Genomic DNA, 11,961 nt, shown 5'->3' on the forward strand with positions numbered 1-11,961 from the left:
GTGCATTCAAATTTTTTGTAGGCAGAAAATGTGGTCAGATTATTCTTTGGAAGTGGTGGATGCTGTCGCCCGTAACGGCAGTTTCAGCGGTGCAGCTCAGGAGCTTCATCGGGTTCCATCAGCGATAAGCTATACGGTGCGTCAACTGGAGGAGTGGCTGGCAGTGCCGCTGTTTGAACGACGCCATCGCGATGTGGAGTTAACACCTGCAGGTGTATGGTTTTTGAAAGAAGGGCGTTCTGTTATCAAAAAAATGCAGATCACCCGTGAGCAGTGCCAGCAAATAGCGAACGGTTGGCGAGGGCATCTCTCCATTGCCGTCGACAATATCGTCAAACCCGAACGGACTCGGCAAATGATTGTCGATTTTTATCGCCATTTCTCTGATGTTGAGTTGCGGGTTTCACAGGAAGTATTCAACGGCGTCTGGGATGCTCTGGCGGATGGCAGGGTCGAAATGGCTATTGGCGCAACGCAGGCCATTCCTGTCGGGGGGCGCTATGCGTTTCGCGATATGGGAATGCTCAGCTGGACTTGTGTGGTGGCAAGTCACCACCCCCTGGCTGCAATGAAGGGGCCGCTGAGTGACGACACACTCCGTAACTGGCCTTCACTGGTGCGGGAAGATACGTCCCGTTCACTGCCGAAACGTATTACCTGGTTGCTGGACAACCAAAGGCGTGTTGTTGCGCCTGACTGGGAATCCTCAGCAACATGTTTGTCGGCCGGGCTGTGTGTGGCGATGGTTCCCGTACACTTTGCGCGTCCAAAAATTGACAGCGGTGAGTGGGTTTCGCTGGAACTGGAGAACCCGTTCCCGGATGCAGCTTGTTGTCTTACCTGGCAGCAAAATGATATTTCGCCTGCGCTGGCCTGGCTGCTGGAGTATCTGGGAGACAGTGAAACGATGAATAAAGAGTGGTTGAGGGAGCCGGATTAACCGGCTCCGAAAAGAGCATTAGCGACGATAGTCACGGAATGGGCCATCCGCAACAGAGCGACGCTCGATAAGCCGAGGGTGGACTTCAATTGTTTGCGATTCTTCGCGCTTGCTGACAATTCTGTCCATCAACATATTGAACGCTGTTTCACCAAGTGAATCTTTTGGCTGATGAATCGTGGTCAGTGCCGGTGTAAAGAAGCGAGCATTTCGCACATTGTCATACCCGATCACCGAAATATCCTGTGGTACGCGCAGACCAAGTTCATCGGCTGCACACAGTGCGCCCATCGCCATAATGTCGCCACCGCAGAATACAGCGGTTGGTCGGTGCGGCTGTGACACGATCTGCTGCATGGCGTGATAACCAGATTCAGGCTCAAAATCGCCCTGTACAATCCAGTTTTCCGGAACTGTGATCAGCGCTTCTTCCATCGCTTTCATAAATCCAGCCAGACGTCCCGCTCCAGTGTTGCGCTCCAGTGGACCCGGAATGACGCCAATATCGCGGTGGCCACGCTCAACCAGGTAGCGTCCCGCCATGTAACCACCTTCGAAGGCGTTATCATTCACTGAGTCGGTGAAATCAGCCCGGGTATCTCCCCAGTCCATCACAACCATAGGAATATGGCGATACTCTTCCAGCATGGAGAGCACGGACTCAGGGTATTCGGAACACATAACCAGCAGACCATCAACGCGCTTTTGCGCCATCATGGACAGGTAAGCGCGTTGTTTTTCAATGCTGTTCCATGCATTGCCCAGGATCAGCGTATAGCCTTTCTGGAAGCAATTTTTTTCTACTGCTTCAATAATCTCAGCAAAATAGGCTGCTTCACTACTGGTCGCCAGCAAACCAATGGATTTGGTGTGATTGACTTTCAGGCTGCGTGCAACGGCACTCGGCGAATAGTGTAGCTCTTTAATCGCTGCCCAGACCGCATTGCGTGTCTCTTCAGCAACAAAGCGCGTTTTGTTAATTACATGTGATACGGTTGTAGTGGAAACGTTTGCGCGTTTTGCCACGTCTTTTATTGTTGCCATTAAATGTCACTCCAGACCATATCCTAAGCTCCTGAAAAACTTGAAGGTAAACGTTTGCCTTCTCTCACCCTTATCACGCAATTATGAATCGCGACACGCCGGGAAAACGACACAGGACGTCAGGAGGGGGTCAATGGCCGGTACGCTAATAAATTTAGCGTGGAATTTTGTCTGATCTTGACCAAAAGGGGAAGAGCAAAAGTGGTTATCAGTTTAAATCCTGGAAGATTTTTGACGTAAACTGTGTAAAAATGAGCAAGCTCACTTTTCATGTGGAGATTAAAAGGGGAAAAATTGATGAGTACCGATCTTAAGTTTTCGTTAACGACCACCATTATTGTGCTGGGTTTGATTGTTGCCGCAGGTTTTACTGCCATTCTGCACTGATTTAAACGGGGGGAGAAACCTCTCCCTCCGAACCTTCCTCAATTGTTGCTTTTCCGCTAAATATCTTTTGCTGTTTTGCTAACTTTTCATTTTTTGTGATTGATGTCATGCTTTCCGCTTCTTTGTTCTGTGTCGAGAACCGACGCAGCATCCGGAGTTGACCCATGAAAATCAATTTTCCTCTGCTGGCCCTGGCGATTGGCGCCTTTGGGATTGGCACTACTGAGTTCTCCCCGATGGGGCTACTGCCGGTTATTGCCCAGGGTGTAGATGTTTCTATACCTGCGGCAGGCATGCTGATCAGTGCTTATGCCATTGGTGTAATGGTTGGCGCACCGTTAATGACGTTGCTGCTTTCGCATCGTGCTCGCCGTAATGCTCTGATTTTCCTGATGGCTATCTTTACGCTGGGAAATGTGCTTTCAGCCATTTCGCCGGATTACACCACGTTGATGCTGTCACGCATTCTGACGAGTCTTAACCATGGTGCATTCTTCGGCCTGGGCTCGGTTGTTGCTGCCAGTGTCGTGCCTAAACATAAACAGGCCAGCGCAGTGGCAACCATGTTTATGGGGCTGACGATCGCCAATATTGGTGGTGTGCCGGCGGCAACATGGCTGGGAGAGGTCATTGGCTGGCGGATGTCTTTCCTGGCAACGGCCGCGCTGGGTGTTGTGGCAATGGTCGCGCTCTTCTTCTCATTACCAAAAGGGAGCGCCGGCGAGCGTCCTGATGTCCGTAATGAACTGGCGGTATTGATGCGCCCTCAGGTGTTGTCGGCACTTCTGACCACCGTACTGGGTGCGGGGGCGATGTTTACGCTCTATACCTATATTTCGCCGGTACTGCACGACATTACTCATGCGACTCCCGTCTTTGTGACGGCTATGCTGGTGTTGATTGGCGTCGGATTTTCTCTGGGGAACTACCTGGGGGGAAAACTGGCCGATCGCTCCGTCAGTGGTACGCTGAAAGGGTTTTTAACCTTGCTGATTATCATTATGCTGGCGATCCCGTGGCTTGCGCGCAGTGAAGTCGGGGCTGCTGTCAGTATGGTTATCTGGGGCGCGGCAACGTTTGCGGTAGTCCCACCACTGCAAATGCGCGTCATGCGTGTGGCCAGCGAAGCACCGGGTCTGTCGTCTTCGGTAAATATCGGGGCGTTTAACCTGGGGAATGCTCTCGGGGCCGCCGCAGGTGGGGCGGTGATTTCAGGTGGCCTGGGCTACAGCTTTGTTCCTGTGATGGGGGCGATTATTGCTGCACTCGGGTTGTTGCTGGTGTTGATGTCAGGACGTAAACAACCTGAAACGGCTTGCGCCACAGATTAAATAAAAACGCAGAAGGGCGAACCCTTCTGCGTGTCTTTTATGCAGCGAAATTCTTCGCAACAAATTCCCAGTTAACCAGTGCCCAGAAATGCTCCAGGTAATTTGGACGGGCATTACGGTAATCGATGTAATATGCGTGTTCCCACACATCGACCGTCATCAGTGGTGTTGCTTTAGTGGTCAATGGCGTGCCTGCGTTAGAGGTCGAAACGATAGCCAGCTTGCCATCAGCCTCTTTCACGAGCCAGGTCCAGCCAGAGCCAAAGTTTTTCACTGCGGCATCAGTAAACTTCGCTTTAAAATCTGCGAAGCTGCCAAATGTAGCATTAATAGCAGCAGCCAGTTCACCGGTAGGTTCTCCGCCCGCATTTGGAGCCAGGCAGTGCCAGTAAAACGTATGGTTCCACACCTGAGCCGCGTTATTGAACACGCCCCCTTCAGAACTGCGTACGATCTCTTCCAGCGTTTTGCCTTCGAAATCGGTGTCTTTGATCAGGTTATTCAGGTTGGTGACATACGTCTGGTGATGTTTGCCGTAATGGTATTCCAGGGTTTCCACAGAAATGTGTGGGGCCAGGGCGTCTTTTGCATACGGTAGTGCAGGTAATTCGAACGACATTGCTTCTCTCCTTATTATTTTGTTGCTGCCAATAACCATAAAGACAGCAGGGATAGAGTAGCAAATTGAAAGGGTATGCAAAAGAGGAACTTACCCTGCCACGGAGGTGGCAGGGCAGGGGTTAGCGGATGGTTTTTGGCGTCATCACACGGCGAGCGCCCACGTAGTGGCGTACCCAGTAATCTTCGCTCAGAGAGGTGATTTGAATGTCCTGGCCGCTACGTGGAGACTGGATGAATTTCCCGTTACCTACGTAAACGCCCACATGGTCGGCCATCCCACGCCCTTGGGTGCGGAAGAAGACCAGATCGCCGCTTTCGAGTTCGCCACGGTCGACAGGAGAGGCATCACGCAGGTGGTACATCTCGTTTGCAGTACGTGGGATACGGAATTTCACCAGGTCTTTGTAGGCGTAGTAGACAAGACCGCTGCAATCAAAACCGGTACGCGGTGATGTACCGCCCCAGTGATAAGGCTTGCCAATTTGCCCCATCAGTTTATTCATGGCCGTTTTTTGTGCCTTTTGCACGCGTACCTTATGAACTTCAGCCACCTTCGTCACTTTGACGCATTTCGCTTTATGGCCTTTACGTGGCGTGCATTTTTCGGTCACAACCTTTGTCAGTACAGGAGTGGCTTTTCGGGTAGCGGAATGGGCAGTGCGAGTCGTTTTGGTTTTACTGGAGGCGGTATGCTTGGTTTGAGCGGTAGTTTTTTTCTTTTCGTTCTTACTGCTTGGTTTTTTCTTACGTTCTGTGGTTTTTGCCAGATGCGATTTTTGCACAGCAGAGTGCCGCGCCTGCTCGGAGGCGTTAGCCGCTGGCGTGAAAGCGAGTGTTGTAAACAGTAAAGCACAGAGCGTGATCGAGATTTTATTTATCCGCGCCACTGGGCAGTCCCCTGATAAATGCCGGTCATCAATAAGACCCGCGTATGATTTACAAAGCCCGTCGATTCTAATCTATAAAAACCCGAGAAGTTAATAGCATTTTTCAATCTAAAATCGTGTTTCGTTAGCAAGTGCAAAAAAATTCATCAATCTGTCGCACTATTGTTCACTCCCTAAGCAAAACTTTAGATTAAATAGGGTTAAACTACATTTGGAATGCAACTTATACGCGTAACCGTTAAAATATATAGACGTGACAAAAATGTTATTTTCCGATGTCCGTCTGAACCGCTACAATGACAGACGAATGCCGTAACAGAAGTTAAAGGAAGCAAGACATGAGCACCACTATTGAAAAAATCCAGCACCAGATTGCTGAAAACCCGATTCTCCTGTACATGAAAGGTTCTCCAAAACTGCCAAGCTGCGGTTTCTCCGCGCAAGCGGTCCAGGCGTTGTCTGCCTGCGGCGAGCGTTTTGCTTACGTTGATATCCTGCAAAACCCGGATATTCGCGCTGAATTACCAAAATATGCAAACTGGCCGACGTTCCCGCAACTGTGGGTTGATGGTGAGCTGGTTGGTGGTTGCGACATCCTGATTGAAATGTATCAGCGTGGCGAACTGCAGCAGTTGATCAAAGAAACGGCAGCTAAGTACAAATCAGAAGAGCCTGATGCGGAATAAGTTTTTGCCCCAGTAAAAAAGCGACCATAGCGGTCGCTTTTTTTATGTCTGGTACAGATTACTCTTCGCTTTCGCCCATCGATAACGGCCAGCCGCCAAGACGCTTCCAGCGGTTCACAATCTCACAGAATAACTCTGCTGTACGTTCGGTATCGTACAATGCGGAGTGCGCCTGTGTACCGTCAAAATCGATCCCTGCGGTGATGCAGGCTTTCGATAGCACAGTCTGACCAAGTGCCAGGCCGCTCAGGGCCGCGGTATCAAAGGTAACAAACGGGTGGAAAGGGTTGCGTTTGAGGGATGCTCGCTCGGCAGCAGCCATCATAAAGCTGTGATCAAATGTGGCGTTGTGGGCCACCATAATTGCGCGACTGCAATCACTCTCTTTCATCCCTTTGCGTACCATTTTAAAAATGGCGTGCAGGGCGTCGTACTCGCTCACCGCACCGCGCAGGGGGTTATGCGGGTCAATACCGTTAAATGCCAGCGCTTCGGGTTGCAGGTTTGCACCTTCGAAGGGGTCAACATGGAAATGCAGCGTGGTGTCCGGTGAAATCCAGCCCTGTTCATCCATCTTCAGCGTGATGGCAGCAACTTCAAGCAGCGCATCGGTTTTAGCGTTGAATCCCGCAGTTTCAACATCAATAACAACAGGATAAAAACCACGAAAACGGTCGCGTAGACCGGCAAATTGAGCGTTATCGGACATCAGGGTCTCTTACAAGGGGAAAAAAGCAGAGCGCATTATGGCAAATTTTGAGGGGGGATGCAGTAAAACTAGGGGCGCATCGCGCGCCCGTGAGAATCAATTGCCCAGACCACGACCCGCATCTTTGGCTTCGATCAACTCGATTTTATAACCATCAGGATCTTCAACAAAAGCAATGACCGTCGTGCCGCCTTTTACCGGACCGGCTTCGCGCGTGACGTTGCCGCCGTTGCCACGAATACGTTCGCAGGCCTCTGCCGCATTATCGACTTCGAGGGCGATATGGCCGTAGGCCGTGCCCAGCTCGTATTGGTCTACACCCCAGTTATAGGTCAGCTCAATGACCGCTTCATCGCTTTCCGGGCCGTACCCGACGAATGCCAGCGAGTATTTATATTCCGGATTTTCACTGGTACGCAGCAGTTTCATGCCCAGCACGTTAGTGTAAAAATCGACAGAACGTTGTAAATCGCCAACGCGCAGCATGGTGTGAAGTAGGCGCATAATTTCCTCATTAACGAATGGATTATGTTTTTGAACAGAAACGATGTTTTAGTATAGCGGCGAAGTATCGCCGCTATCAATGAGGGGATTATAAAGAAGGGTAATCGGTGTAGCCTTCAGCCCCGCCGCCGTAGAAGCTTTCTGGACGCTGTGGATTCAGTTCCGCTTTACGTTCCAGTCGGGCGACCAGATCAGGGTTGGCAATATAATCGCGCCCAAAAGCAACCGCGTCGATCAGACCTTTGCTAATCAGATCTTCTGCTTTTTCTGGGGTATATGCGCCTGCACCAATAATCACACCGTGGAAACGTTCACGCACTTTCTGGCGGAATGCTTCGGTGTAAGGCTGACCACCGGCCCAGTCTGGCTCGGACATGTGCAGATAGGCAATACCACGTTTAGCCAGCTCTTCAATCAGATACAGCGCATCGGCTTCTTCGTTCGGACCGTTGTCAACGTTCTGGAAAGAACCAACTGGAGATACACGAATACCAATACGGTCCGGGCTCCACTCCTGACATACGGCATCAACCACTTCCAGTACCAGGCGTGCACGGTTTTCCACACTACCGCCATACTGGTCGGTACGATGGTTGGAAGACGGAGACAGGAACTGGTGTAGCAGGTAGCCGTGAGCAGAATGCAGTTCAACCAGATCAAAACCCGCTTCGCGCGCGTTAGCTACGGCCTGACGGAAATCGTTCACAATGCCAGGGATCTCATCAAGCTCAAGTGCGCGCGGCATAGAGGTATCAACACGAATGGCATGTCCGTTTTCATCACGCAGAGAGGTACGCGTACCTGCGCTCAATGCGGAAGGAGCCACAGGAGCCTGACCACCAGGTTGAATGCTGTTATGTGAAATACGACCGGTATGCCACAGTTGAACCGCAATGCGACCCTCTTCAGCATGAACACCCGCTGTAATTTTCTTCCATGCTGCCACTTGTTCCGGGCTGTGCAGGCCTGGTGCGCCAGCATATCCTTTTGCCTGGGCTGAAATTTGAGTTGCTTCTGAGATGATAAGACCAGAGCTGGCACGCTGACGGTAATATTCACCCATCAGTGGAGTTGGGATATCACCCGGTTCAATACTGCGCAGGCGTGTAAGAGGGGCCATGAATACGCGGTTTGGTGCGGTAACGGCTCCCACTTTCAGTGGGGTAAATAATTTTTCAGCTGACATAGAAACTCCTGAGTAGACCGGTCGACTAGTAATGAGGTAAATAAAAACGCCTGTCAAACGCCAGGCGTTGTAATACTGTTTTTCACATGAGCCAACGCGCTTTCGAGCGGCACGGCACTGCGAGAAATCTTGGCTTGCAGGTTTGCACCTAACCAAAGGGCATATAAAACCTGGGCCTGCGTTAACGGCTCGCCGGTGAAGGTGAGCGTTTTTTCACTGCGACCTTTTTCCAGCGCCTGAGCCAGCAGGGCGATAACCCCGCTTGCTCCTTTGTCCATTGCGGTGCGCATATCTTCTGAAAGATCGCACACTTCCGCAGAGAGTTTGACCGTCAGGCAACCGCTAATAATGCCCTGTTGGCAAAACTGTTTCAGCGTTTCCTGATAGTAGTTAAGAACACGATCCCGATAGTTACCTTCACCGCTCGCAAAGTGGGTGGCAAGTCGCTGGTGGTAGCTGGCATAGTGCCGCTCAAGCATGGCCACGCCAAACGCTTCTTTGGATCGAAAATAATGGTAAAACGATCCTTTAGGAACCTCAGCGGTTTTCAATAACTCGCTCAGACCCATTCCCGTAAACCCCCGGTGCATACACAGGCGCTCGCCGGTTTCCAGGAGGTGTTCACGGGTATCATGTTCTGTGTTTCTGCTCATGCCGCCACTCTAATAGACCGTTCGGTCTAATGCAAGCATCATTGTTGACGACAATGTGTCAGAAGATCCAGCTGTGGTTGATAAACGGTTGATTTTACATTCATCATCCCCAGGACTGTTGAGAACAGATTGTCCTGAGAAACAGCCTCTTTTGCGGCCTGGTCGCGCAAACATTGCTCATTAATCCCAAAGTTTTTTGTGTAGTCCGGGGACAGCCAAAACATGAAAGGAATGTGCGTCTGCTGCTCAGGGGCCAGCATATATGGCGTGCCGTGCAGATAAATCCCGCTTTCGCCCAATGATTCACCGTGATCGGAGAGGTAAACCAGGGCTGTGTTCATGGTTGACTGCCGCGCTTTCAGAGCGTCGATTGTTTTACTGACCACACTGTCGGTATAAAGAATGGTGTTGTCATAAGTGTTAATCAGTGCCTGGTGGTCGCAATCCTGAATTTCATTGGTATCGCAGGTTGGCGTAAATTGGCGGAAATTGTCCGGGTAGCGGTTGTAATACGCAGGTCCGTGGCTGCCCATCAGGTGAATCACGAGTACAGAATCTTGCTTCAGACCATCAAGAACATCATCCAGACGATAGAGGTTTACATCGTCAATACAGGATTTATCTTTGCAAAACTGCTCCAGCTTCCACTGAGTCATGTCGGTGTGCGGCACTCGGTCACAAGCCCCTTTGCATCCACCGTCGTTATCTCGCCACAGAATATTGACACCGGCATGGCCCAGTACGTCGAGCAAGCCTTCCTGATGGCGTGCAAGGTCTGCATCATATTTTTTACGGGTCATACCTGAGAACATGCAAGGTACAGAAACCGCGGTTTCCGTTCCACAGGAGGATGCCTGCGGGAAGTTGATCATGTTTTGTTTTTTCAGTTGCGGATTGGTTTCACGCTCATAACCATTTAGCGAATAGTTTGCAGCACGTGACGCTTCGCCAACGACCAGTATCAGAACGGTTTTCTTTTTCTGCCCGGAAATCAGTGGACCCTTGTGCGCATCTTCTCCAATGCGAACCAAAGATTGATCACCTGCAAACCAGCGTGCTTTGCTGTATTTCGCCATCGCACTGACATAGTTCGCTGGCGTGACCATTTTGACGATGCTTTTGTTATTACGAAACAGCGATGCGTAGTCCTTATAAAACACGGACGCGACGAGAATAATCACCAGTAGTGCGCCAAGAATAGACACGATACGCATCAGCAGAGCAACCCACCATTTCCCGGTGCGAATACGTACAAGTGCTAACACGACGGAAGGAATAATCCCCGCTATGGCAATCCATGTCAGTAGTTGGGGGGTGACTAACGCTGTGGCTTCCTGTGAATTTGTTTCGAAGACGTTGACCATCATATTCTGGTCAATAACGGCTCCATAGGTGTACATAAAATAGGTTGCAGCGGCGCAGCCGATAGTGAGCAGGATCAGCAGTGGCTTACGGATAAACGGGATATTCAGCAAGCTGAAGATAATCACCCAACCACAAAACAACACCAGCGGAATAGATGCTGCGAACAGCATGTCATGAAACTGTGTTGGCGCAATAATAGCCCAGCTACGCTGGATAAAGAGCGCGTTGAGAAAGGTGAAAAGGAGTGCACAGCCCAGAGTGAATTTCGTGTCGTTACACTGTAACTTTTTAATCAACCACATCGAGATCATAACCATTCATTTTATTGATGCTGGCGAGTATAGAGAGGGAAGATTAGTGAAACCTTAATGCCACATTTCTGTGGTAAAGCCCTTGCACACGGGACGTTTAACGTCTTCACTGTAGGTGATGAATGGTGTGTGGAGGTGCGTGTGGCAGAGCAACTGGAGTTTTTCCCTGTCCAGAGCCCGTGCCGGGGTATTTGTCAGTCGGATGAGCGCGGATTCTGTCGGGGGTGTATGCGTACACGCGATGAGCGTTTTAACTGGCAAAATTTGAGCGACACACAAAAACAGGACGTTCTGCGTCTCTGTCGACAGCGCCTGCTGCGCAAATTACGCGCAAGCAAGACAGGTAATACCGAAGAACCCCAGCAACCTTCACTGTTTTAGCAGCGCAATTGCGTATACTCATAGCATCTATTCCTTGAGGAAATTGTTATGGTTCAGCGTATTGCCCTTGCACCCCAGGGCCCGGAATTCTCCCGCTTTGTGATGGGTTACTGGCGCCTGATGGACTGGAATATGTCCCCGCTTCAACTGGCGAGCTTTATTGAAGAGCACCTCGATTTAGGCATTACTACTGTCGACCATGCTGACATCTATGGCGGCTATCTGTGTGAAGCCGCATTTGGTGAAGCGTTAAAATTGGTTCCGGCGTTACGTAACCGGATGGAGATCGTCACAAAATGCGGTATCGCGACCACGGCCAAGCCTGAACACGCTCTGGGCCACTACATCACGACTCGCGATCACATTGTTCAGAGCGCTGAGCAATCTCTGGCCAATCTTGCGACCGATCATATCGATCTTTTGCTGATTCACCGTCCCGATCCATTGATGGATGCTGATGAAGTGGCAGAGGCGTTCCTGAACCTGCATCAGAGCGGTAAAGTTCGTCATTTTGGCGTATCAAACTTTACTCCGGCGCAGTTCACACTGCTCCAGTCTCGTCTGCCATTTACCCTGGCAACCAACCAGGTTGAGATCTCCCCGGTACACCAGCCGTTACTGCTGGATGGTACACTGGATCAACTGCAACAGTTACGTATACGGCCGATGGCATGGTCTTGCCTCGGTGGTGGGCGCTTGTTTAACGATGAGGCGTTCCAGCCATTGCGTGATGAATTGACCACGATTGCACGAGAACTGAATGCGGAAAGCATTGAGCAGGTAGTTTATGCGTGGATTATGCGTCTGCCATCGAAACCATTGCCGATTATCGGTTCTGGTAAAATTGAACGTGTTCGTGCGGCAATAGCGGCGGAAGAGCTGCAAATGACCCTTCAACAATGGTTCCGCATCCGTAAAGCGGCGCTGGGGTATGATGTTCCCTGATAACAAAACCC

Annotated in this window: 15 protein-coding genes; 6 read left to right on the forward strand and 9 right to left on the reverse strand. The window is 50.6% G+C overall.

Annotated features, from left to right (window positions below; translation table 11 throughout):
- Positions 1-28: 28 nt before the first annotated feature.
- Entirely contained in the window at positions 29-940 is a 912-nt protein-coding gene (gene punR / locus GF617_RS06610; protein ID WP_181623287.1) for a DNA-binding transcriptional activator PunR, read from the forward strand.
- A gap of 18 nt (positions 941-958) precedes the next feature.
- Here the strand turns inward: punR and purR are convergent, their stop codons facing one another.
- The gene (gene purR / locus GF617_RS06615; protein ID WP_181623288.1) at positions 959-1,984 is read right to left on the reverse strand and encodes an HTH-type transcriptional repressor PurR; all 1,026 of its coding nucleotides are present in this window, start codon (positions 1,982-1,984) and stop codon (positions 959-961) included.
- Positions 1,985-2,281: 297 nt separating this feature from the next.
- Here purR and GF617_RS06620 point away from each other — a divergent pair, with 297 nt between their 5' ends.
- A complete protein-coding gene (locus GF617_RS06620; RefSeq protein ID WP_181623289.1) occupies positions 2,282-2,371 on the forward strand; it encodes a YnhF family membrane protein in 90 nt (29 codons plus the stop codon).
- A gap of 1 nt (position 2,372) precedes the next feature.
- Here the strand turns inward: GF617_RS06620 and GF617_RS06625 are convergent, their stop codons facing one another.
- Entirely contained in the window at positions 2,373-2,537 is a 165-nt protein-coding gene (locus GF617_RS06625; protein ID WP_181623290.1) for a hypothetical protein, read from the reverse strand.
- On the opposite strand from GF617_RS06625, the gene GF617_RS06630 reads away from it, so the two are divergent.
- A complete protein-coding gene (locus tag GF617_RS06630) occupies positions 2,536-3,702 on the forward strand; it encodes an MFS transporter (protein WP_203451340.1) in 1,167 nt (388 codons plus the stop codon). The genes GF617_RS06625 and GF617_RS06630 overlap by 2 nt on opposite strands.
- A 37-nt stretch (positions 3,703-3,739) precedes the next feature.
- Here the strand turns inward: GF617_RS06630 and sodB are convergent, their stop codons facing one another.
- The gene (gene sodB / locus GF617_RS06635; RefSeq protein WP_181623292.1) at positions 3,740-4,321 is read right to left on the reverse strand and encodes a superoxide dismutase [Fe]; all 582 of its coding nucleotides are present in this window, start codon (positions 4,319-4,321) and stop codon (positions 3,740-3,742) included.
- A gap of 121 nt (positions 4,322-4,442) precedes the next feature.
- Entirely contained in the window at positions 4,443-5,210 is a 768-nt protein-coding gene (locus GF617_RS06640; protein WP_181623293.1) for a C40 family peptidase, read from the reverse strand.
- 338 nt (positions 5,211-5,548) lie between these two features.
- On the opposite strand from GF617_RS06640, the gene grxD reads away from it, so the two are divergent.
- Positions 5,549-5,896, forward strand: a complete 348-nt coding sequence (gene grxD, locus GF617_RS06645; protein WP_181623294.1) for a monothiol glutaredoxin 4 — start codon at positions 5,549-5,551, stop codon at positions 5,894-5,896.
- A gap of 58 nt (positions 5,897-5,954) precedes the next feature.
- On the opposite strand, the gene rnt is transcribed toward grxD, so the two are convergent.
- The 5 genes from rnt to eptA all read right to left on the reverse strand — a co-directional run bounded on the left by rnt (position 5,955) and on the right by eptA (position 10,615).
- Positions 5,955-6,605, reverse strand: coding sequence for a ribonuclease T (gene rnt / locus GF617_RS06650; RefSeq protein ID WP_181623295.1), 651 nt, complete (start codon positions 6,603-6,605; stop codon positions 5,955-5,957).
- Between the two features lie 96 nt (positions 6,606-6,701).
- Positions 6,702-7,109: a lactoylglutathione lyase gene (gene gloA / locus GF617_RS06655; protein WP_181623296.1), complete on the reverse strand. Its 408-nt coding sequence runs from the start codon at positions 7,107-7,109 to the stop codon at positions 6,702-6,704.
- An 88-nt stretch (positions 7,110-7,197) separates the two neighbouring features.
- On the reverse strand, positions 7,198-8,295 hold the full coding sequence (locus tag GF617_RS06660; protein WP_181623297.1) for an alkene reductase: 1,098 nt from the start codon (positions 8,293-8,295) through the stop codon (positions 7,198-7,200).
- A 53-nt stretch (positions 8,296-8,348) separates the two neighbouring features.
- On the reverse strand, positions 8,349-8,948 hold the full coding sequence (locus GF617_RS06665; protein ID WP_203451341.1) for a TetR/AcrR family transcriptional regulator: 600 nt from the start codon (positions 8,946-8,948) through the stop codon (positions 8,349-8,351).
- Positions 8,949-8,986: 38 nt separating this feature from the next.
- On the reverse strand, positions 8,987-10,615 hold the full coding sequence (gene eptA, locus GF617_RS06670; RefSeq protein WP_181623299.1) for a phosphoethanolamine transferase EptA: 1,629 nt from the start codon (positions 10,613-10,615) through the stop codon (positions 8,987-8,989).
- A gap of 150 nt (positions 10,616-10,765) precedes the next feature.
- Here eptA and GF617_RS06675 point away from each other — a divergent pair, with 150 nt between their 5' ends.
- Positions 10,766-11,005 (forward strand): DUF1289 domain-containing protein, encoded by a 240-nt coding sequence (locus tag GF617_RS06675; RefSeq protein WP_181623742.1) that lies wholly within the window; start codon positions 10,766-10,768, stop codon positions 11,003-11,005.
- Between the two features lie 48 nt (positions 11,006-11,053).
- A complete protein-coding gene (locus GF617_RS06680; RefSeq protein WP_203451343.1) occupies positions 11,054-11,950 on the forward strand; it encodes an aldo/keto reductase family oxidoreductase in 897 nt (298 codons plus the stop codon).
- Positions 11,951-11,961: the final 11 nt, after the last annotated feature.

Source organism: Lelliottia sp. RWM.1, assembly GCF_016859735.1.
Classification (GTDB): Bacteria; Pseudomonadota; Gammaproteobacteria; order Enterobacterales; family Enterobacteriaceae; genus Enterobacter.